The following is a 19,723-nucleotide window of genomic DNA, read 5'->3' as shown; positions in this document are numbered from 1 at the left end:
CCGGGGTTCGCCACCGCCCGGATCATGCCGGAGACTGGTGCGGGTCGCTCACGAAGCCGCCCGCCCCACCACCAGCAAGGAAGGCTCCGCATGCCCGAGCTCCCCGTCGTGTTCGAAGTCGGCTCGATGATCGCCCTGGTCGCGATCCTGCTCGCCGACCTGCTCATCGTCGCGCGTCGCCCGCACGTGCCGACGCTGCGCGAATCCGGCATCTGGGTGGGCATCTACGTCGGGCTCGCACTGATCTTCGCGGTGCTCATGCTGGTCTTCGCCGGTGGCGACTCCGCCGGGCAGTTCCTGGCGGGCTGGCTCACCGAGTACAGCCTGAGCATCGACAACCTGTTCGTGTTCGTCATCATCATGGCGCGCTTCTCGGTGCCGAAGAAGATCCAGCAGGAGGTGCTGCTGCTCGGCATCATCATCGCGCTCGTCCTCCGCGGGATCTTCATCCTGGTCGGCGCGCAGCTCATCGAGAACTTCTCGTGGATCTTCTACATCTTCGGCGCCTGGCTGATCTGGACGGCGATCCAGCAGCTCCGCGGCGAGGACGAGGACGAGCAGAAGGACACCTTCATCGTCCGGCTGCTCCGCCGTCGGGTCCGCCTCACCGACACGTACGACGGCATGAAGTTCCGCACCCACCACGACGGTGTCCGGCACTTCACGCCGCTGCTCATCGTGCTCATCGCGATCGGCACCACCGACCTGCTGTTCGCGCTCGACTCGATCCCGGCGATCTTCGGCATCACCGAGAGCCCCTTCATCGTCTTCACCGCGAACGTCTTCGCGCTGATGGGCCTGCGCCAGCTCTACTTCCTGCTGGGCGGACTGCTCGAGCGTCTGGTCTACCTGAAGTACGGCATCGCCGTGATCCTGGCCTTCATCGGCGTGAAGCTCGTCCTGCACGCGCTGCACGACAACGAGCTGCCGTTCCTGAACGGCGGCCACCACATCGAGTGGGCGCCGGAGATCAACACGTGGGTGTCCCTGCTGGTGATCGTCGCCGCGATGGCCGTGTCGACGCTGGCGAGCCTCGTCCGGATGCGCGGCGAGACCCCGGCCGCCGACGCCGCGACCGCGGACGACACAGCGGCGGACGACGACCGCGCCGACCAGGACCGCGCCGACCAGGACCGCGCCCGCACCTCCGACTGAAACCCGTTTGAACGATCCGCCCTGCCGTCTCGTCGTCTGGGTATGGCACTCCGCAAACGCACCAAGGTCATCATCGGGATCTCCGCCGGCGTCGTCGTCGTGGCGGCAGCAGCCGTCATCGCCGGCCCCGTCATCTACGCGAACACCGTCAACGGCCAGGCCGCCGCAGCACCCTCGCTGTCGGCGTCCTCGTCCGGCACCCTCGACGCGAAGGACGCCGACGGCACCTGGACCAGCAAGAGCAGCTCGTACGCCGGGTACCGGGTGCACGAGGTCCTGCAGGGGAATGATGTGAACGTGGTCGGACGCACGAAGGACGTCAAGGGCACCGCCGTGGTCGACGGCGGCTCCCTCACCAAGGCGACCGTCACCGTCCAGGTCGGCAAGATCAGCACCCCCGAAGCGGCCCGCGACGAGTACTTCCGCTCCACCGCGCTGCAGACCGACAAGTACCCCACTGCCACGTTCGAGCTGACGAAGCCCGTCGACGTCACGAAGGCGCTCGACGGCTCCACGCAGGACGTCACCCTGACCGGCACGATGGACCTGCACGGCGTCGAGAAGCCGGTCACGGCCGACGCGCAGGTCGCGGTCGGCAAGGGCGGGACCGTCCAGGTCGCCGGCACCGTGCCGATCACCTTCGCCGACTACGGCGTCAAGGCCCCGTCGCTCGGCTTCGTCACCGTGGACGGGAAGGGCTCCGTCGAGTTCTCCCTCGACCTCGGGAAGTGACCGTGACGAGTCGTTCCGCGGACGAGCTGCTCGCGACGCTGTACCGCGAGCACGGTGACGCGCTCACGCGGTACGTCCGGCACCTCACACGGGACGGCTCGACGGTCGAGGACGTCGTGCAGGAGACGATGGTCCGCGCCTGGCAGCGTCCGGCCGTGCTCGAACGGGCACCCGACAGCGCGCGGGCGTGGCTGTTCACGGTCGCGCGCAACCTGGTGGTCGACGACGCGCGGTCGGCCCGCAACCGGCGTGAGCACGGCACCGAGCACCAGGTCGAACGGATCGAGTCGGACAGCACGGACGCCGTGCTGGACCGGATCGTGGTCGCCGACGCACTCGCGTCGCTGACCCCGGACCACCGCCGCGTGGTGGTGGACGCGTACTGGCTCGGGCACACGGTGCCGGAGATCGCACGGCGACACGACATCCCGGAGGGCACCGCCAAGTCGCGGTTGCACTACGGGCTGCGAGCCCTCCGGCTCGCACTGCAGGAACGAGGAGTGACCCGATGAGCGACGACAAGTACGCGGAGTGGGATGCGGCGTACGTCCTGGGGTCGCTCCCGGCCGGTGAACGCCTGGAGTACGAGCGGCACCTCGAGACGTGCGACCGCTGTGCGGCCGCCGTCGCCGAGCTGGTCGGTCTGCCGGGGCTGCTCGGCAAGCTGCCGGCCGACCAGGCGATCGAGATCGCAGAACCGGACGGGAGGCCCGACACCCGTTCCGAGAGCGACCTCGCCTCCGTCGCGCACCGCGTCCGACACCGTCGCCGCCGTCGCCGGGTCTGGGTCGCCGCCACCGCGGGGCTCGCGGTGGTCGCCGCCATCCTGGGCGGGCTCGCGGTCGGTGCCGCGGGGGAGCGCACCACGGTGCAGGCCGGTGCCGCTCCGACGGCAGCTGCCACCGCCGACCGCTACGACATGACCGGCGTGCAGGGACTCGACGTCCAGCTCGCCATCAGCGGCGAACAGTGGGGCACCCGCTTCGACTGGGGGTGCTCGTACGGCGGCAAGGAGTGGTCGCCGGACGGGTCGATCCTCTACGACCTCGTCGTCGTCCGGACGGACGGCACGACGCAGACCGTGGGGTCGTGGACGGCTGCCGGCGCGGACGCACGAGGGTTGTCGGCGTCGACGGACATCCCGCGGGACGACATCAAGAGCGTGCAGGTCCGGCTGCGCGGTGAGCGCGGCGCGCTCGCCGTCGTCACGCTCTAGCCGACGTCGGCCTCGTCCGAGGCGTCGTCGGGGCCGATGGCCTCCTGGACGCGCGCACTGACGGACCGCAGCGTCTCGGCGTCGGTCCCCACGGGCCTCCAGAACAGGTCCTCGAGCGCACCGGTGTGCGCGCGGATGCCGGCGAGCACCGCGCGACGGCCGTCCGCGGTCATCACCACCCAGCTGCCGCGGGCGTCGCTCGGGCAGTCCGCCCGCTCTACCAGGCCGCGGGAGACCATCCGCGTGACCTGGTGGCTGACGCGCGACTTCTCCCAGCCGATGCCCGCGGCGATGTCCCGGACGCGCAGACGGTGGTCGGGGTCGCGGTGCAGGCCGATCAGGATCTCGAACTCGGGGACGGAGATGCCGGCACCCGCCTGGACGGCCCGGTCGAGCGCCCGGTCGAGTCGTCGCCAGACGTCGTGGTACGCGTCCCAGGTGGCCCAGTCGTGGCCACCGTTGCCCTCCGTCGACATGCCGACCAGCGTATCCACCGGGCGGACGGTCGGTCCGCCCAGCGACCCCTTTCATCCGCTCGGATGACTCCTGGTCGACGTACGGCGTGCTCCGAGGTCGCGTCGGACGTGCGGCATACGATCGAGGGATGCCGAGTGCTCGCCTCCAGGACACCACCGATGACGCCGTCGCGCTCGTGCGCCGGTGGCTGGCGGCGTCCGCCGGGGTGAAGCCCGACCCGGGCGCGGTCCGTCTGGCCGAGGTCCTGCGCGACGAGCAGGGCCTCGACTTCACCCGGGGTTTCGTGGACAAGGTCGTCCGCCCCGAAGACCCCCGCGTGGCGGCACGGAACCTCGAGCAGCTGAGCCGTGACGTCCCCGACTTCCTCGCCTGGTACCTGCGCGGGGCGGTGACGCTCGGCGGTGGGTTCGCAACCATGGCGCCGTGGGCCGTGATCCCGACCGCGCGCCGGATCCTGCGCCGGATGACCGGGCACCTGGTCATCGACGCGAGCACGAGCAAGCTCGGCCCGGCCCTCGCGAAGGTCCGCGGTCCGGGCACGCGACTGAACGTGAACCTGCTCGGCGAAGCCGTCCTCGGCAGCGCCGAGAGCGACCGACGCCTGCAGGGCACCATGGACCTGCTCGCCCGCGACGACGTCGACCACGTGTCGATCAAGGTGAGCTCCGTCGTGCCGCAGACCTCGCCGTGGGCCTTCGACCAGACGGTCGAGCGCGTCGTCGACCGGCTCGTCCCGCTCTACCGCCTGGCCGCGGCTCCGACGGCCGCCGGACGCCCCGCCAAGTTCATCAACCTCGACATCGAGGAGTACCGCGACCTCGACGTCACCCTCGCCGTGTTCCGGGCGCTGCTCGACCGTGACGAGTTCGCCGACCTGCAGGCCGGCATCGTGCTGCAGGCCTACCTGCCTGACGCCGCGGGAGCGCTCGACGCGCTGACCGAGTGGGCGCAGGAACGCCGGGCGCGCGGCGGTGCCCCGATCACGGTGCGGCTCGTCAAGGGCGCGAACCTCGCCATGGAGCACGTCGACGCGATCCTGCACGGGTGGCCCCTCGCCACCTGGGGCAGCAAGCGCGAGACCGACACCGCCTACCTCCGGATGCTCGACACCGCACTGACGCCGGAGCGCACCGACGCCGTGCGGATCGGGGTCGCCGGGCACAACCTGTTCGACCTCGCCACCGCGTGGGTGCTCGCGCAGCGCCGCGGGGTCACCGACGCCGTCGACGTCGAGATGCTGCTCGGCATGGCGTCCACCCACGCCCAGGCCGTCCGGGCCGACGTCGGCCAGATCCTGCTCTACACGCCCGTCGTGCAGCCGGACGAGTTCGACTCGGCCATCGCGTACCTCGCCCGGCGCCTGCAGGAGAGCGCGAGCCCCGAGAACTTCATCGCCGCCGCAGCCGACATCGACCACGACGCCAGCGTCTTCGAGCGGGAGCACAGCCGGTTCCTGGCGTCCGTCGCCGCACTCGACGAGCCCGTCCCCGCCACCCACCGCACGCAGGACCGCCACCGTGCCCTCGGCGAACCGGTCCTGCGCGACGCGTTCCACAACGCCCCCGACACCGACCCGTCCGTCGCCGCGAACCGCGCCTGGGCGCTCGACGTCCTGCGCCGGGTGCCGCGCTCGCAGCTCGGCGCACAGACGATCCGCGGCGCGAAGGTCGCCGACCGGTCCAAGCTCGAGCGGATCATGGCGCGGACCGCCCAGGCCGGCGTGAACTGGGGGCGGCAGGACCCGTCCGACCGTGCCGAGCTCCTCGACCTCATCGGGCACGAACTCGAGACCCGCCGCGCCGACCTGATCGAGGTGATGGCCGCCGAGACGGGCACGACCTTCGCCGAGGCCGACGCCGAGGTGACCGAGGCCGTCGACGCCGCCCACTACTACGCCGAGAGCGCCCGGCGCCTCGGTGACGTCGAGGGCGCGCAGTACGTGCCGCCGCGGCTGACCGTCGTCGTGCCGCCGTGGAGCTCCCCGGTCGCGATCCCCGCCGGTGGCGTGCTGGCGGCGCTCGCCGCGGGCAGCGGTGTCGTGCTCAAGCCCGCACCCGAGGCGAAGCGCTCCGGTGCCGTGCTCGCCGACGTGCTCTGGGACGCCGGGGTGCCGCACTCGCTGCTGCAGCTCGTCGACCTGGCCGAGGACGAACTCGGCCGCGACCTCATCGGCCACCCCACGGTCGACCGCATCATCCTGACCGGCTCGTCCGACACCGCCCGCTCGTTCCGCTGGTGGCGTGCCGGACTGCCGCTCACCGCCGAGACGAGCGGCAAGAACGCCATCGTCGTCACGCCGAGCGCCGACCTCGACCTGGCGGTGCAGGACATCGTGCATTCCGCCTTCGGGCACGCCGGACAGCAGTGCTCGGCGGCGTCCCTCGTGATCCTGGTCGGGTCCGTGGGTGAGAGCGAGCGCTTCCAGCGGCAGCTCGTCGACGCCACCCGCACGCTCCGGGTCGCGTGGCCGGACGACCCCACGGCGCAGGTCGGCCCGCTCGTCGCCGAACCGCAGGGCACGCTCCGCCAGGGACTGACCGAGCTCGGGCCGGGGGAGTCGTGGCTCGTGCAGCCCGAGGCGGTCGACGACTCCGGCCGACTCTGGTCGCCGGGCATCCGCGACGGCGTCCGACCCGGCAGCGACTTCCACCAGACCGAGTACTCCGGCCCGGTGCTCGGCATCATGCGCGCCGAGACCCTCGAGCAGGCGATCGCCATCCAGAACGGCACCGACTTCGGGCTGACGGCGGGCATCCACTCGCTCGACGTCGACGAGGTGTCCGAGTGGCTGGCCCGGGTCCACGCCGGCAACCTGTCCGTCAACCGCGGCATCACCGGTGCCGTCGTGGGGCGCCAGCCGTTCGGTGGCTGGAAGGCTTCCTCGGTCGGCACCGGCACCAAGGCCGGCGGCCCGATGTACGTCGCGACCCTCGGCCGCTGGCAGCCCACACCCCGGACCGTGCACAAGAGCATCCAGCTGCACGGCCTGCCCCCACGCGTCACCGCGGTGATCGAGGCCGCACGCAGCGGGCTGTCGTTCGAGGAGTTCGACCGTGTCCGCGCCGGAGCCCTGAGCGACGTGCATGCACGAGAGACGCTCTTCCGGTCGCGGGACCTGTCCGGGCTCGTGGTGCAGCGGAACGTGTTGCGCCACCGACCCCAGTCCGTCATCGTGCGCCAGGCCGAGGACGCCTCGACCGTGGACCTCGTCCGGACGCTCGTCGCCGCGACCTCGGCACGCGCGCACATCCTGCTCAGCACGGCTCGGCCGCTGCCCGGCCCGCTCACGCAGCTGCTCGCGTCGAACCGGTCCCCGCTCGACGTCGTCGACCACCTGGTCGAGTCCGACCAGGAGTTCCACGCCCGCGCGTCGTCGGGAGCCGTGTTCCAGGCGGACTGGTCCACCGACCAGGACGACCAGCCGGTCGACACGCTCGAGGCCGTCTTGTCGCAGGGGCAGGACCGGCCGGCCCACACGGCGTTCGGTGGTCCCGGTGCCCGGATCCGGTTGCTCGGCGGTGATCCGCTCGCCCTCGAAGAAGCCCTGGGTGCGAGCATCGACGTCGCGATCCACGACGCCCCCGTGGTCGAGGCCGGCGTGATCGAGATGCTGCCGTACCTGCGCGAGCAGTCGGTGTCGATCACGGCGCACCGGTTCGGCGACGTCGACAGCGACTTCTCCGACCTGCGCGTCTAGGCGCGTCGCGCGTCGGGTATTCCGCTTCGTGAGCAGAAGAGGTCGGGTTCCCAGACGGGACCCGACCTCTTCTGCTCACGAACTGACCCGAGGATCAGTCCTCGGCGTCACCCGCGTCTTCGTCCTCGACGCCGGTCTCGTCCATGCGGTCCCGCAGGTGGTCCGCCATCGCGCCGGCGCCCTCACCGGCGTGGTCGTGGTCGACCTGCTCGATCAGGCCCTGCAGCTTCTCGTGGTTCGTGGCATCGGTGGCACCGTCCATGACGGGCTCGGTCTGCTCGTTGTCGCTCATGTTCCGGACGCTACGCCGCGGTTGCTGCGGAACGGTAGTGGAGCTCGACCGCCCCGCCGTCGAACTGCGTGGTGCCGACGAGCTCGAACACCGGGGTCGGTGCGGCGACCGGCAGCAGGGGAGCTCCGCCGCCGAGTGCGACCGGCATCACGGTGACCCGCAGCTCGTCGAGGATGCCCGCCTGCTGGTACTGCGCCGCGAGCAGTCCGCCGCCGACGACCCAGACGTCACGCCCGGCGGCCTCGCGCTCGAGGTCGGCCTGGTGGTCGCCGACCTCGCCCGAGACGAAACGCACGTCGGCACCGTCGGGCACCGGAAGGTCTCGGGTCGTGAACACCCACGTCGCCAGGTCCGGGTACGCCCACGTGTCGTCGTGCTCGAGCAGCCACTCGTACGTCGTCGACCCCATCGCGATCGCCCCGACGCCGGCGAAGAACCGGTCGTGGTGCTCCTGGAACGGCTCGAAACCGAACTGCAGCAGCCAGTCGAGGTCGTCGTCGGGCGCAGCGACGAAGCCGTCCAGCGAGGACGCGACGGAGTAGATCGTGCTCATGTCGGTGACGCTACCGAGCACCCCCGACAGGAGTCAGCGCCGACCGCCGCGACCGACGACCGTTGCCTCGGCGACCGCGAGCACCGCGGCGATCCAGAACTGGTCGAGCGCGAACCGGCGTCGACGGGGGTCGGCGACGGCCAACGGCACCATCGTCGCGCCGTGCAGGGCGTCCACGACGGCGCTCAGGGTGTGCGCGTTGCCGGAACCAGCCCGCGCGACGAGCGCAGCCTGTGCGAGCTGACGGACCCCGAGCACGCCGTGCAGCACGGCCTGGTCCGACCCTCGGGCCGCACGGCTCAGGTGCCACAGGCCGAGCCCGGCACGCGCCAGCTCGACGACGGCTGCCCCGTTACCGGCGGACGACCGGCGGCTCATCGTCGGCGTCCCGCGACGAGTGCAGCGGCACCGGCCGCACCGAGCACCGCCCCGATGATGCCGTTGCCGACCCGGCGGTGCTCCACCCACCAGGTCTGCGGGGACCAGGCGTGCGCTGACTCGTCGAAGACCCCGTGCGCGCCGTGGTCGCCCGGAACCGGCTCGTACAGGTTGTCCCGCATCTCGAGGCCGTCCTTGTCGGGGGCCTGCTGCCCGTCGACCAGTGTCTTGGCGGCGTACCAGTCGGCGAAGCGTCCGCTGATCCGGTTGCCGAGGATCGTGTAGACCGTCGACTCGCCCACCCAGGTGCGGCTGCGCGGTCGTTCGGCCACGGCGGCGATGGCGCGGGCGCCGACCTCGGGCTGGTAGATCGGGGCGACCGGCTGCGGGTGGTGCGGCAGCTTCGACTTCACCCACTGGAACTGGATCGTGTTGAGGGCCGGCATGTCCACGCGGGACACCTTGACCTTGCTGCCCTGTTCGTGCAGCTCGGAGACGACGGACTCGGTGAACCCGACGATCGCGTGCTTCGCGCCGCAGTACGCGGCCTGCAGCGGGATCCCGCGGAACCCGAGCGCCGAACCGACCTGGATCACGTGCCCACGACCGCGGGGGACCATCCGCGACAGCGCCGACCGGGTGCCGTTCACGAAGCCGAGGTAGGTCACGTGCAGCGCGCGCTCGAAGTCCTCCGGGGCGGTGTCGAGGAACTTCCCGAACACTCCGACCATCACGCCGTTCACCCACAGGTCGATCGGTCCGAGCTCCCGCTCGACCCGGTCGGCCGCGGCCTCGACGGCGTCGCGGTCGGAGACGTCGGCGACCAGGGCCAGCCCGCGTCGCCCGGCTGCCTCGACCTCGGCGACGGCGGCGTCGACACCCTCCTGCCCGCGGGCCAGGACGGCCACGTCCCACCCCCGTGCGGCGAGCTCCCGGACGGTCGCCCGTCCCAGTCCTGCGGATCCACCGGTCACCACTGCCACTCGAGTCATGGCTCCCTTGTACCTGCGGCCGGCCGTGCACCACTCAGCCGCTGTCCCCCGAAGCGGCAGCAGCCGTGCCTCAGCGCCCCCGACCGAACCGCGTCGTGACCCCCGGCGAGTAGAGCACCGAGTCCGGCTCGAGCTCGGTCAGCCCGAAGGGCAGCCCGGCAGCCCCGACCAGGTCGTCCCGCAGCGACACGACCGAGGCCCGGTGCAACGGCCACGACTCGTGCTCGTTCGGCCAGAACCGCGTCCGTCCGGCCCGGTGCACGTGCATGCCCCACCGCGCCGTCAGGAACGTCTCGAGGGGCCCCGGCTCGTCGAGCACCTCGCCCACACGGACGTCGAGCATCGACCGCAGGTGGGTGCCGTGCCGCCGCATCGCGTACCCCACGCGGCCGTCACCGCTGCGCGACTCCGCGACCGCCCACCGGTACGGCAGCCCGGTCGCGACGCGTGCGCCGATGGTCGGCAGGAGCTTGCCGGCGTCGAGCGACAGGAACACCACCCCGCGCTGCCCCTGCTCGTCGACCGTGTAGACGCGGACGTTCAGCTCGACGAAGTCGCCGATGCTCCCGGTCGAGAACGGCGGGAACCGGGTGTCCTCGAACCGGAACGCGATGAGGCCCACCCAGGTGGTCACCCCGTCGTCGGTGCCGTCGAGCGCCATCGTGTCGGGCCTCGTGCCGGCCGGCAGCAGCGGGGCCACCGCCGACACGTCGACGCGCCAGTGCACGAAGACGACGTCGAGCCAGTCCTGCGAGATCCAGGGACGGCCCGGCAGGCCGGGGGCGACGGCCTGGAGGCCCGGGGTGCTCTGGGTGGGTCGGGTGTCGGTCACGATGCGGTCGCCTCCGGTTCGATGTGGGCTTCGACGGGTGCGTCGTCCCACCCCTGCTGCGGGGTTTCGCAGGTGCCGCGGAACACGTACTGCGAGGGACGCTTCCGCTCGCTCGACGTCCAGTCGATGGCCGGCCGTCGTCGTTCCGGGGGCAGGTACCCGATCCGGTAGACGGCCATCAGCTCGAGCGACTCGGGCACGCGGAGCAGTCCCTCGATCTCCTCCCACGCGCCGGGGGTCTCCATCGGGAAGGACACGAACTGGATCCCCAGACCGAGCTCGGTTGTCGCGAGCCAGATGTTCTCCATCGCCGCGCCCATGCTGAACACGGAGTAGAAGCCGGAGAGCTCCTCCTTCCGGTACTCGTGGCGGTCGAGCATCACGCCGAGCAGCAGCGGTGACCCGGCGACGAGCTTCCGATTCTCCTCACCCAGGGTCTGCGGCACCCGGAGCGTGTTCATGAGCAGCTGCCCGCGCTTCGTGAACACCTGCTTCGTGAACGGCCGCAGCGGCCCGGGGAGCTTGTCGAACAGCATGCCGTCGCGCCGCTCGTCCATCTCGGCCTTGGAGAACCGGAAGTACGGCTTGTACCGCTCGAAGAACGTGCCCTCGGCCATGGTGCGGGTCATCGAGCTGCCGCTGATCTCGGCGACGCGATCGATCGTCTGGCGTTCCTCGATCAGCACGAAGCGCCACGGCTGGCTGTTGAGCTGCGACGGCGCCCGGCCGGCGAGCTCCATGAGCAGCCGCTGGTGCTCGTTCGACACCGGATCGGGCAGGAACGGCCCGTTCGTCGTGCGTCGTCGTCGGATGGCCTCGAACAGCTCCACTGCTCACCTCTCTGATCGCCTGCGTGCGAGCACGGCCCCCAGGTAGGACGGTGCGGCGGCGACCGCGACCCTCCAGTGTGCTCCGGAGCGCGGGTTCGTGCGTGGAGCGACCGCCAGCGGCACGAGTGCCGGCAGCAGGAACAGTGCGGTGCGGTCGCGCGTCCACGCGGGTGTGGTCGCCGCGACGCTGGTCAGGGTCGCGGTCACGACGAACAGGCCGTGGTGCACGACGCGGAGCTTCTTCGTGCGGATCAGCCGCACGGCGACCGCGGTGCCCCACAGGCAGTTCGCGACGTAGGCGACGCTCGCAGCGGTGACCAGCTGCCGGGCCGGGCGCGATCCCGTGGGTGCCGAGTCGCGCCTCCAGACCGTCTTCCGTCCCATGCGTGGGACGTTACGCGGTCTCTCGACTGACGAGCTTGGAGAGCACGATCGCGGAGCGGGTGTGGTCGACCTGGGGTGCGAGGCGGACCTTGTCGAGCGCCTCTTCGAGCGCGGACAGGTCCTTCGAGCGCATGTGCACGACGGCGTCGGCGCTGCCGGTGACCGTGCCGGCGTCGATGACCTCGGGGACGGTGTCGAGCAGGGCACGCAGCTCGTCGGGCGAGACGGTGCCGCGGCAGTAGAGCTCGACCCAGGCCTCGGTGCCGCGGTCCTCGACGGCGGGGTCGACCTTGATCGTGAAGCCCTGGATGACGCCGTCACCGACCAGCCGGTCGACGCGGCGCTTGACGGCCGAGGCCGAGAGTCCGACCACCGACCCGATGTCGCCGTAGCCGGCGCGGGCGTTGTCCCGGAGCTGATCCAGGATGCGGTGGTCGAGCGTATCCATTTGTCCCCATCGTACGCGGACTTGTTGCGAAGCTGGTGGGTCTCGCGCACGAAACGTGCGTCACCCGAACGGGTGTCACGGTCCCGCAGGCGGGGGACTGCACTCGTCGGACGGTTCATGCCAGACTTCTGAGTGGCGTCGACCTGGTCCGCTGCGGTGAGTGAGCCTGCATCTCACCGGAGCTCTTCTCCTCGTTCCGTTTCGGTTCCTGGCAGGCTCGGGCCCCGGTCCCTTCCAGGAGGACTGATGTCGAACACCGCACCCGCCCCCGAGTCCGTCGCCACCCCGGCCCGTGTCGCCACCAAGCGCACGATCCTGATGTGCAAGCCGGACTTCTACACCGTGAGCTACCGGATCAACCCGTGGATGCACCCGGAGGAGCCGACCGACACGTCGAAGGCCGTCGAGCAGTGGGAGTCGCTCGTCGCCGTCTACGAGCAGCTCGGCTTCGACATCTCGTACATCGACCCGATCGACGGCCTGCCGGACATGGTCTACGCGGCCAACGGCGGGTTCGTCCTCGACGGCATCGCGTACGGCGCGAAGTTCCAGTACCCCGAGCGCCAGCCCGAGGGCCCCGCGTACATGGACTGGTTCCGCCAGGCCGGTCTGACCGTCGCCGAGCCGGAGCAGACCAACGAGGGCGAGGGTGACTTCCTGCTCATCGGTGACACCATCTTCGCCGGCACCGGCTTCCGGTCGGACAGCACCTCGCACGACGAGCTCGCGAAGATCTACGGCCGCGAGGTCGTCACCCTCAAGCTCATCAACCCGAGCTTCTACCACCTCGACACCGCGATCGCCGTGCTCGACCCCGAGCCCTCCGTCGACGGGACGAGCAACATCGCGTACCTGGAGAGCGCCTTCGACGAGCCGTCGCTGGCGATCCTGCGCGAGCGCTTCCCGGACGCGATCATCGCCACCGAGGAAGACGCCGCGATCCTCGGTCTGAACTCGTACTCCGACGGGTACAACGTCGTGATCGCCGCCCGGGCTGTTCGGTTCGCCGAGCAGCTGCAGGAGAAGGGCTACAACCCGATCGGCGTCGACCTGTCCGAGCTGCTGCTCGGTGGTGGCGGCGTGAAGTGCTGCACCCTCGACCTGCACCCGGTCGGCACCGGCACCTCGGTCGCGCGTTCGCTCGGGGTCAGCTGATGTCGGCGGCAGCGTCGCTCGGGGTCAACACCGCGGCGGCGCTCGCCGTCGAGGACCGCGCCCTCGCGCACAACTACAGCCCGCTGCCCGTCGTCATCGCGTCGGGTGCCGGAGCGACCGTCACCGACGTCGACGGCAAGCAGTACCTGGACGGCCTCGCCGCGTACTCGGCGGTGAACTTCGGCCACGGCAACCCGCGGCTGCTCGACGCCGCACGGGCGCAGCTCGACCGCGTGACGCTCACGAGCCGCGCGTTCGTGAACGACCAGCTCGGGCCGTTCGCCGCAGCACTGGCGGCGTTGACGGAGACCGAGATGGTCCTGCCGATGAACACCGGTGCCGAGGCCGTCGAGTCCGCGATCAAGGTGTCCCGCGCCTGGGGCTACCGCGTCAAGGGCGTGCCGGCCGAGCGGGCGACGATCATCGTCGCGTCCGGGAACTTCCACGGCCGCACCACGACGATCATCTCGTTCTCCGACGACCCATCGGCCCATGATGACTTCGGGCCGTTCACGCCGGGCTTCCGCACGGTGCCGTACGGCGACGCTGCGGCCCTGCGCGAGGCGATGGACGAGACCGTCGTCGCCGTGCTGCTCGAGCCGATCCAGGGCGAGGGCGGCGTGGTCATCCCGCCGGAGTCGTACCTCCCTGACGTCCGCGCGGTCTGCGACGAGTTCGGTGCGCTGTTCATCGCCGACGAGATCCAGTCCGGCCTCGGTCGCGCCGGACACACGCTCGCGGTGCAGCGCGTCGGGGTCCGCCCCGACCTCATCACGCTCGGCAAGGCACTGGGCGGCGGCATCGTGCCGGTGTCGGCGGTCGTCGGTTCGGCTGCGGTCCTCGGGGTCCTGCGCCCCGGCGAACACGGGTCCACCTTCGGCGGCAACCCGCTCGCCGCGGCCGTCGGAGCCGAGGTCGTGGCGATGCTCGGAGAGGGCACCTTCCAGCAGCGGGCCCTCGACGGCGAACCGCTGTTGCGCGGCCTGCTCGACGACCTGCTCGGCAAGGGTGTCGTCTCGCACCGCGTGGCCGGACTGTGGGCGGGGATCGACATCGACCCCGCGCTCGGCACCGGCAAGGCGATCTCGAAGGACCTCGCCGACCGCGGGCTCCTGGTGAAGGACACCCACGGGTCGACGATCCGCTTCGCGCCGCCCCTGGTCGTCACCGACGACGAGGTGCGCTTCGCGATCGGAACCCTGGCCGACGTCCTGACGGCGCGCGCCTGACCTGATCCGCAAAACACCGGTGTTCGCGCGTTGAACCCCCGCATCCCGCGGTGCGGAGCGCGAACACCGGTGTCTTGCGTGCGCCCGCGCGCGTCAACCAGTGCGGCTCACACCGCCCAGCGCGCCGCCAGCTCGTCCATCAGGGCATCGAGCCGCTCGTCGACGACCTGCTCCTCGGGGTGCGCCTCGTACCAGGCGATGACCTCGCGGACACCCTGCCGGTAGGTCGTGCGCGGCCGGTACCACGGCACGAGCGACCGGACCTTGCTGTTGTCGAACACCGAGCTGTTCGCCTTGTCGCCGAGCAGCGCCGCGCCCCACTCCGCGTCCACGGCGGCGATGGCATCCGCCGGCACGTGCGCGATCCGCAGATCCTCGACTCCGGCCGCCGCCGCGATCTCCTGCGCGATGGCGTTCCACGTCGGCGCCTCGTCGCTCGTGATCGTGAAGGGCTCACCGATCGCCTCGGCCCGGTCGAGCAGCCCCGTGAACCCGACCGCGAAGTCGCGGCTGTGTGTCAGGGTCCACAGCGAGGTGCCGTCGCCGGTGATGATGACCGGCTTGCCGGCACGCATCCGAGCGACCGCGGTCCAGCCGCCGGTCAGCGGCAGCTTCGTCTCGTCGTAGGTGTGCGACGGCCGCACGATCGTCACCGGGAAGTCCTGCTCCCGGTACGCCTGCATCAGCAGTTCCTCGCACGCGATCTTGTCGCGCGAGTACTGCCAGTACGGGTTCTTCAGCGGCGTCGACTCCGTGATCGGCAGGTGCGTCGCCGGCGTCTGGTAGGCCGAGGCCGAGCTGATGAACACGTACTGCCGCGTCCGCCCGGCGAAGAAGTCGATGTCGGCCTGCACCTGGTCCGGCGTGAAGGCGATCCAGTTCACGACCACGTCGAAGCGCTGATCGCCGAGTGCGTCCGCCAGTGCGCTGCGGTCCGACACGTCGGCCTGGAGGCGCGTCACACCCTCCGGGATCGGCCTGCCCCCGGTGGTCCCCCGGTTGAGCACGGTGACGTCGAACCCCTGCTCGACGGCTTCCCGGACGCAGGCGGCGCTGATGACGCCGCTCCCGCCGATGAACAACACGCTCGCTCCGGTCATGGATGCTCCCTCGCTTCGATGCGGCGCAGCGTCGCGCCGTCGTCCCATGTGATCCTGCACCGTCCGAGCCGACTACCGTCACGGTTCGGGTCGCACCGACGCGCCCCACGACAGGAGTGACACGCACATGGAGTACCGCTACCTCGGCAACTCGGGCCTCAAGGTCTCCGAGATCACCTACGGCAACTGGCTCACCCACGCATCCCAGGTCGAGAACGACGCGGCGATCGCCTGCGTCAAGGCCGCCCTCGAGGTCGGCATCTCGACGTTCGACACCGCCGACGTCTACGCCAACACCGGCGCGGAGACGGTCCTCGGCGAAGCGCTCAAGGGGGAGCGGCGCCAGTCCCTCGAGATCGCCACGAAGGTGTTCGGGCCGACCGGTCCGAAGGGCCACAACGACACCGGGCTGTCCCGCAAGCACATCCTCGAGTCGATCGACGGCTCGCTGCAGCGGCTGCAGACGGACTACGTCGACCTGTACCAGGCGCACCGCTACGACCACGAGACCCCGCTCGAAGAGACGATGCAGGCCTTCGCGGACATCGTGCGCCAGGGCAAGGTCCTGTACGTCGGCGTCAGCGAGTGGACCGCGGACCAGCTGCGTGCGGGTGCTGCGCTCGCGAAGGACCTCGGCTTCCAGCTCATCTCGAACCAGCCGCAGTACTCGGCGTTGTGGCGGGTCATCGAGGACGAGGTCGTCCCCACCTCGAAGGAACTCGGCATCTCGCAGATCGTCTGGTCCCCGATCGCCCAGGGGGTGCTCACCGGCAAGTACAAGCCGGGTCAGCCGCTGCCCGAGGGCTCCCGCGCGACCGACGACAAGGGCGGCGCGGACATGATCAAGCGGTTCATGCGCGACGAGGTGCTGTCCTCGGTGCAGGAGCTGCAGCCGGTTGCCGACGAGCTCAACCTGTCGATGGCGCAGCTCGCCGTCGCCTGGGTCCTGCAGAACGACAATGTCGCCTCGGCGATCATCGGGGCCTCGCGTCCGGAGCAGGTGCACGACAACGCGGGCGCTGCCGGCGTCACGATCCCCGCGGAGCTCATGTCGCGGATCGACGATGCCCTGGGCGCCGTGGTCGAGCGCGACCCCGCGAAGACGAACGACAGCAGCCCGAAGACGCGCGAGGCCTAGTCCCTCCGCGAAACACCGGTGTTCGCCCGTTGAACACGCGCATGCCGCGGCTCGATGCGCGAACACCGGTGTTTTGCGAGCAGGTCACACCGGCCAGACAACGGAAAAGGCCCCCTGCCGAAGCAGGGGGCCTTCACCGGTGGCTGGACACGGCATCGATCCGTGGACCTTTCGATTTTCAGTCGAACGCTCTACCAACTGAGCTATCCAGCCGTGGCGACCCTGACGGGACTTGAACCCGCGACCTCCGCCGTGACAGGGCGGCACGCTAACCAGCTGCGCTACAGGGCCATATTGAATTGCTGTGGTGTTGTTCAGTACTACTTGCTCGCTCACTCAAGGAGTGACCCCAACGGGATTCGAACCCGTGCTGCCGCCGTGAAAGGGCGGTGTCCTAGGCCACTAAACGATAGGGCCGCAAGCAGTGCATCGCGCTACCGATGGACAAGCATACGGATGCCCCCCGGGTTTCACAAATCCGACCCCGTCAACCGTGCATCCCCGGCGTGTCGCGGCGTCAGCGCACGGGTCTCCGATGCTGTCGGTGCGAGCATCGTCGGCGGCCGCACCCCTCGTCCGAGGGGCTGTCGAGCCTGCGACCCGTGTTGTTACTGTTGCACCTGTTAACAGTGTTACGTGCGTGAGCCTTGCCGCGCTGTTACGAAATCGAGATACATGTCGACCTCCACTCCCTTCTCCCTCCGCACCCGCAGCCGCCTGATCGCCGCTGCGGTCGCCGTCGCGCTCACGGCCGGCACGCTCGCGGCCCTTGCCCCGACGTCGTCCGCCAGCGCTGCGAGCTACCCCAGCTGGGACGAGGTGCAGCAGGCGAAGTCGTCGACCAGCGCCCAGCAGGCCAAGGTCAGCGAGATCAAGTCGCTCATCTCGTCGCTGAAGAGCGAGGCGGCTGCCAAGCAGAAGACAGCCCAGGCCGCGGGCGAGGCGTACCAGGCCGCGCAGAGCAAGTACGACGAGGCGACGCTCAAGCAGAAGTCGCTGCAGTCCCAGGCCGACGAGGCCGAGCAGACCGCCGCGCGGTCCGAAGCGCAGGCCGGTCAGCTCGCCGCGCAGCTCGGTCGGGCCAGCGCCAACGACGTGACGACCGACATCCTCACGCACCCCTCGGACTCCGGTGACCTGCTCTACGAGCTCGGTGCCATGTCGAAGCTCAGCGAGCAGGCCGACGGCATCTACTCGCAGGCGTCGCAGGACCGCGGCACCGCCCAGGCCCAGGCCGACAAGGCGGACACGGCGAAAGCAGCCCTGGGCGACCTCGCCGACGCCGCACAGTCGAAGATGCAGCAGGCCCAGGGTGCCGCCGACGCCGCACAGACCGCGGTGGACGCCCAGAACGACAACCAGTCCCGGCTCGAGGCGCAGCTGAGGGCCCTCACCACCAAGCAGCAGGGCGTCGAGGCGGACTACCGCAAGGGCGTCGCCGCCGAGAAGAAGCGGCAGGCACAGATCGCGGCTGCTGCCGCCAGGGCAGCCGCGAAGGCCGCAGCCACGAGCCAGGGTGGCACGGGCGGCGGCACCGCGAACGCGTCCGGCTGGGTCCGGCCGGCCGGCGGGTACCAGACCAGTCCCTACGGCTACCGCGTCGACCCCTACACGCACGTCAGCGCCCTGCACGCCGGCGTCGACCTGGCCCCGGCTTGCTACGCCCCGATCTACGCGGCGCACGACGGCACCGTCACGTTCGCCGGCAACGGTGGCGGGTACGGCAACGAGGTCATCCTCGACAACGGCGGCGGCATCTCCACTGCTTACGGTCACGTCGTCGACGGCGGGATCATGGTCGCCGCCGGCCAGCACGTCACCGCGGGACAGCAGATCGCCAAGATCGGCTCGACCGGCTGGTCGACCGGGTGTCACCTCCACTTCGAGACCCGGGTCAACGGCGCTGCCGTCGACCCGGTCCCCTTCATGGCAGCGCGGGGGATCTCGGTATGAGCATCAGCGCCACCGGAACGAGTCCTTCCACGTCATGACCACCTCCGCTCGCTCGTTCTCCTGCGGGATCGCGACCATCGCCGTGCTCGGCATCGGCCTGTCGGTCGTCATCGCCGGACCGGCCCAGGCCGCGCCCTCGGGTCCGTCCTGGGACGACGTCAAGGCCGCCAAGTCCGACGCGGCCGACGCCCAGCAGACGGTCGACGAGCTGAGCGACCGGCTCGGCACGCTGCAGGACGCCGCCGACCAGGCCGGTGTCGCCGAGCAGCAGGCCGGACAGGCGTACGCCCTGGCGGCGTCGCAGCAGCAGGAGGCCGAGGACACCCTCGCCGACCTGTCCGCGCAGTCGAAGCGTGCGAAGGACCGGGCGGACGACTCGGCCGGCCAGGTCGCCGGGCTCGTGGTCGAGCTGTCCCGCACGGGCGGTGGTGACCTGTCGACGACGATGCTCATGGACTCGTCGGACTCGAAGGACCTGCTCTACCGCGTCGGCACGATGTCGCACCTGTCTGAGCGCTCCGCGACCGTCCTGGCCGAGGCACGCGCCGACCAGAAGACCGTCGAGTCCCTGGCGGACCAGCAGTCTGCCGCCGAGAAGGCCCTGAGCAAGGCGACCGAGGCGACGAAGACCACCTTCGCGACGGCCAACGACGTGGCCGCAGGCGCCCAGGCGCGGGTGCAGAAGGAACAGGACCAGCAGGCCGAGGTCCTGCGCCAGCTCGCGTACCTGAAGGGCACGAGCGTCGCGACGGAGACCGCGTACTGGAGCGCGCAGCAGGCGAAGGCCGCCGCGGCCGCCATCGCCAAGCAGACGGGCGACGCCGGTACCGGGAACGCCACCGGCGGGGGCACGAGCGGCAGCGACACCGGCAACACCGGCAACACCGGCAACACGGGCGGCACCGGCAGCACCGGTGGCGGGACCTCCACGCCGGCCGTCCCGAGCACGCCGTCCAAGCCGAGCACCCCGTCGAACCCCGGCACCCCCGCGAAGCCGAGCACCCCGAGCAAGCCGAGCACTCCCAGCAAGCCGGCACCCGCTCCTGCTCCCGCCCCGGCCCGCAGACCCTGCTTGCCCGCTTCGAACGCGGTGGCCGCCGCCAGGGCGAGGGAGTCCGGTCCGCCGCTCAGTGCGACGAGGACCAGGTCGCCTGCGGCGACC

General features: G+C 70.8%; 20 protein-coding genes and 3 tRNA genes. 10 read left to right on the top strand and 13 right to left on the bottom strand.

Annotated features, from left to right (window positions below):
- Positions 1 to 90 precede the first annotated feature (90 nt).
- The 4 genes from DEJ00_RS10160 to DEJ00_RS10145 are packed head-to-tail and all read left to right on the top strand — an operon-like array spanning position 91 to position 3,103.
- Positions 91 to 1,155: a TerC family protein gene (locus DEJ00_RS10160; RefSeq protein ID WP_111057260.1), complete on the top strand. Its 1,065-nt coding sequence runs from the start codon at positions 91 to 93 to the stop codon at positions 1,153 to 1,155.
- Between the two features lie 42 nt (positions 1,156 to 1,197).
- Complete coding sequence (locus DEJ00_RS10155) at positions 1,198 to 1,887, top strand: YceI family protein (RefSeq protein WP_111057259.1); 690 nt, start codon at positions 1,198 to 1,200, stop codon at positions 1,885 to 1,887.
- Positions 1,884 to 2,399: a sigma-70 family RNA polymerase sigma factor gene (locus tag DEJ00_RS10150; RefSeq protein WP_071245305.1), complete on the top strand. Its 516-nt coding sequence runs from the start codon at positions 1,884 to 1,886 to the stop codon at positions 2,397 to 2,399. Before DEJ00_RS10155 ends, DEJ00_RS10150 begins: the two co-directional genes overlap by 4 nt.
- Positions 2,396 to 3,103 carry a zf-HC2 domain-containing protein gene (locus DEJ00_RS10145; RefSeq protein WP_111057258.1) on the top strand — a complete coding sequence of 236 codons (708 nt, stop codon included), beginning with the start codon at positions 2,396 to 2,398 and terminating at the stop codon, positions 3,101 to 3,103. Before DEJ00_RS10150 ends, DEJ00_RS10145 begins: the two co-directional genes overlap by 4 nt.
- Here DEJ00_RS10145 and DEJ00_RS10140 read toward each other — a convergent pair.
- Positions 3,100 to 3,579 carry a MarR family winged helix-turn-helix transcriptional regulator gene (locus DEJ00_RS10140; protein ID WP_111057257.1) on the bottom strand — a complete coding sequence of 160 codons (480 nt, stop codon included), beginning with the start codon at positions 3,577 to 3,579 and terminating at the stop codon, positions 3,100 to 3,102. The genes DEJ00_RS10145 and DEJ00_RS10140 overlap by 4 nt on opposite strands.
- Before the next feature lie 128 nt (positions 3,580 to 3,707).
- Between DEJ00_RS10140 and DEJ00_RS10135 the strand changes: the two genes are divergently transcribed.
- Positions 3,708 to 7,277, top strand: coding sequence for a bifunctional proline dehydrogenase/L-glutamate gamma-semialdehyde dehydrogenase (locus DEJ00_RS10135; RefSeq protein ID WP_111057256.1), 3,570 nt, complete (start codon positions 3,708 to 3,710; stop codon positions 7,275 to 7,277).
- A gap of 94 nt (positions 7,278 to 7,371) precedes the next feature.
- Here the strand turns inward: DEJ00_RS10135 and DEJ00_RS10130 are convergent, their stop codons facing one another.
- The 8 genes from DEJ00_RS10130 to DEJ00_RS10095 form a co-directional block, all read right to left on the bottom strand.
- Positions 7,372 to 7,569, bottom strand: coding sequence for a hypothetical protein (locus tag DEJ00_RS10130; protein ID WP_035809337.1), 198 nt, complete (start codon positions 7,567 to 7,569; stop codon positions 7,372 to 7,374).
- A 10-nt stretch (positions 7,570 to 7,579) separates the two neighbouring features.
- Entirely contained in the window at positions 7,580 to 8,122 is a 543-nt protein-coding gene (locus DEJ00_RS10125; protein ID WP_027467044.1) for a dihydrofolate reductase family protein, read from the bottom strand.
- Between the two features lie 33 nt (positions 8,123 to 8,155).
- A complete protein-coding gene (locus DEJ00_RS10120) occupies positions 8,156 to 8,500 on the bottom strand; it encodes a hypothetical protein (RefSeq protein WP_111057255.1) in 345 nt (114 codons plus the stop codon).
- Complete coding sequence (locus DEJ00_RS10115; protein WP_111057254.1) at positions 8,497 to 9,492, bottom strand: SDR family oxidoreductase; 996 nt, start codon at positions 9,490 to 9,492, stop codon at positions 8,497 to 8,499. Before DEJ00_RS10115 ends, DEJ00_RS10120 begins: the two co-directional genes overlap by 4 nt.
- A 70-nt stretch (positions 9,493 to 9,562) precedes the next feature.
- Entirely contained in the window at positions 9,563 to 10,324 is a 762-nt protein-coding gene (locus DEJ00_RS10110; RefSeq protein WP_220038859.1) for a YqjF family protein, read from the bottom strand.
- Positions 10,321 to 11,154: a nitroreductase family protein gene (locus tag DEJ00_RS10105; RefSeq protein ID WP_111057253.1), complete on the bottom strand. Its 834-nt coding sequence runs from the start codon at positions 11,152 to 11,154 to the stop codon at positions 10,321 to 10,323. The genes DEJ00_RS10110 and DEJ00_RS10105 overlap by 4 nt, the downstream gene beginning before the upstream one ends.
- Positions 11,155 to 11,157: 3 nt before the next feature.
- Positions 11,158 to 11,538: a hypothetical protein gene (locus DEJ00_RS10100; RefSeq protein ID WP_111057252.1), complete on the bottom strand. Its 381-nt coding sequence runs from the start codon at positions 11,536 to 11,538 to the stop codon at positions 11,158 to 11,160.
- A 10-nt stretch (positions 11,539 to 11,548) separates the two neighbouring features.
- Positions 11,549 to 11,986, bottom strand: coding sequence for an Lrp/AsnC family transcriptional regulator (locus DEJ00_RS10095; RefSeq protein WP_017887694.1), 438 nt, complete (start codon positions 11,984 to 11,986; stop codon positions 11,549 to 11,551).
- A 246-nt stretch (positions 11,987 to 12,232) separates the two neighbouring features.
- Here DEJ00_RS10095 and ddaH point away from each other — a divergent pair, with 246 nt between their 5' ends.
- Together ddaH and rocD are read left to right on the top strand one after the other, a co-directional pair.
- On the top strand, positions 12,233 to 13,141 hold the full coding sequence (gene ddaH / locus DEJ00_RS10090; RefSeq protein WP_111057251.1) for a dimethylargininase: 909 nt from the start codon (positions 12,233 to 12,235) through the stop codon (positions 13,139 to 13,141).
- A complete protein-coding gene (gene rocD / locus DEJ00_RS10085) occupies positions 13,141 to 14,370 on the top strand; it encodes an ornithine--oxo-acid transaminase (protein WP_111057250.1) in 1,230 nt (409 codons plus the stop codon). The genes ddaH and rocD overlap by 1 nt, the downstream gene beginning before the upstream one ends.
- 107 nt (positions 14,371 to 14,477) lie before the next feature.
- On the opposite strand, the gene DEJ00_RS10080 is transcribed toward rocD, so the two are convergent.
- Entirely contained in the window at positions 14,478 to 15,470 is a 993-nt protein-coding gene (locus DEJ00_RS10080; RefSeq protein ID WP_111057249.1) for an NAD-dependent epimerase/dehydratase family protein, read from the bottom strand.
- Between the two features lie 127 nt (positions 15,471 to 15,597).
- Here DEJ00_RS10080 and DEJ00_RS10075 point away from each other — a divergent pair, with 127 nt between their 5' ends.
- The gene (locus DEJ00_RS10075; RefSeq protein ID WP_111040159.1) at positions 15,598 to 16,608 is read left to right on the top strand and encodes an aldo/keto reductase family protein; all 1,011 of its coding nucleotides are present in this window, start codon (positions 15,598 to 15,600) and stop codon (positions 16,606 to 16,608) included.
- Between the two features lie 140 nt (positions 16,609 to 16,748).
- On the opposite strand, the gene DEJ00_RS10070 is transcribed toward DEJ00_RS10075, so the two are convergent.
- The 3 genes from DEJ00_RS10070 to DEJ00_RS10060 all read right to left on the bottom strand — a co-directional run bounded on the left by DEJ00_RS10070 (position 16,749) and on the right by DEJ00_RS10060 (position 17,025).
- Positions 16,749 to 16,821 (bottom strand) — tRNA-Phe (locus DEJ00_RS10070).
- 1 nt (position 16,822) lies between these two features.
- Positions 16,823 to 16,899: transfer RNA gene (locus tag DEJ00_RS10065), tRNA-Asp, on the bottom strand.
- 53 nt (positions 16,900 to 16,952) lie between these two features.
- Positions 16,953 to 17,025 (bottom strand) — tRNA-Glu (locus DEJ00_RS10060).
- A 258-nt stretch (positions 17,026 to 17,283) separates the two neighbouring features.
- On the opposite strand from DEJ00_RS10060, the gene DEJ00_RS10055 reads away from it, so the two are divergent.
- Complete coding sequence (locus DEJ00_RS10055; RefSeq protein WP_111057248.1) at positions 17,284 to 18,561, top strand: M23 family metallopeptidase; 1,278 nt, start codon at positions 17,284 to 17,286, stop codon at positions 18,559 to 18,561.
- A 34-nt stretch (positions 18,562 to 18,595) separates the two neighbouring features.
- A partial coding sequence (locus DEJ00_RS18940; protein ID WP_181440145.1) for a hypothetical protein occupies positions 18,596 to 19,723 on the top strand: 1,128 nt, incomplete at its 3' end.

Source organism: Curtobacterium sp. MCLR17_039, from assembly GCF_003234745.1.
In the GTDB taxonomy this organism is placed as follows: Bacteria; Actinomycetota; Actinomycetes; order Actinomycetales; family Microbacteriaceae; genus Curtobacterium; species Curtobacterium flaccumfaciens.
This window is presented reverse-complemented; position numbering and strand designations above follow the sequence as displayed.

Coding starts and splice junctions, on each gene's coding strand:
- DEJ00_RS10155 (WP_111057259.1), top strand. CDS start 1,198: ATGGCACTCCGCAAACGCACCAAGGTCATCATCGGGATCTCCGCCGGC.
- DEJ00_RS10115 (WP_111057254.1), bottom strand. CDS start 9,492: ATGACTCGAGTGGCAGTGGTGACCGGTGGATCCGCAGGACTGGGACGG.
- DEJ00_RS10080 (WP_111057249.1), bottom strand. CDS start 15,470: ATGACCGGAGCGAGCGTGTTGTTCATCGGCGGGAGCGGCGTCATCAGC.
- DEJ00_RS10075 (WP_111040159.1), top strand. CDS start 15,598: ATGGAGTACCGCTACCTCGGCAACTCGGGCCTCAAGGTCTCCGAGATC.
- DEJ00_RS10145 (WP_111057258.1), top strand. CDS start 2,396: ATGAGCGACGACAAGTACGCGGAGTGGGATGCGGCGTACGTCCTGGGG.
- rocD (WP_111057250.1), top strand. CDS start 13,141: ATGTCGGCGGCAGCGTCGCTCGGGGTCAACACCGCGGCGGCGCTCGCC.
- DEJ00_RS10130 (WP_035809337.1), bottom strand. CDS start 7,569: ATGAGCGACAACGAGCAGACCGAGCCCGTCATGGACGGTGCCACCGAT.
- DEJ00_RS10100 (WP_111057252.1), bottom strand. CDS start 11,538: ATGGGACGGAAGACGGTCTGGAGGCGCGACTCGGCACCCACGGGATCG.
- ddaH (WP_111057251.1), top strand. CDS start 12,233: ATGTCGAACACCGCACCCGCCCCCGAGTCCGTCGCCACCCCGGCCCGT.
- DEJ00_RS10095 (WP_017887694.1), bottom strand. CDS start 11,986: ATGGATACGCTCGACCACCGCATCCTGGATCAGCTCCGGGACAACGCC.
- DEJ00_RS10120 (WP_111057255.1), bottom strand. CDS start 8,500: ATGAGCCGCCGGTCGTCCGCCGGTAACGGGGCAGCCGTCGTCGAGCTG.
- DEJ00_RS10140 (WP_111057257.1), bottom strand. CDS start 3,579: ATGTCGACGGAGGGCAACGGTGGCCACGACTGGGCCACCTGGGACGCG.
- DEJ00_RS10160 (WP_111057260.1), top strand. CDS start 91: ATGCCCGAGCTCCCCGTCGTGTTCGAAGTCGGCTCGATGATCGCCCTG.
- DEJ00_RS10135 (WP_111057256.1), top strand. CDS start 3,708: ATGCCGAGTGCTCGCCTCCAGGACACCACCGATGACGCCGTCGCGCTC.
- DEJ00_RS10125 (WP_027467044.1), bottom strand. CDS start 8,122: ATGAGCACGATCTACTCCGTCGCGTCCTCGCTGGACGGCTTCGTCGCT.
- DEJ00_RS10055 (WP_111057248.1), top strand. CDS start 17,284: ATGTCGACCTCCACTCCCTTCTCCCTCCGCACCCGCAGCCGCCTGATC.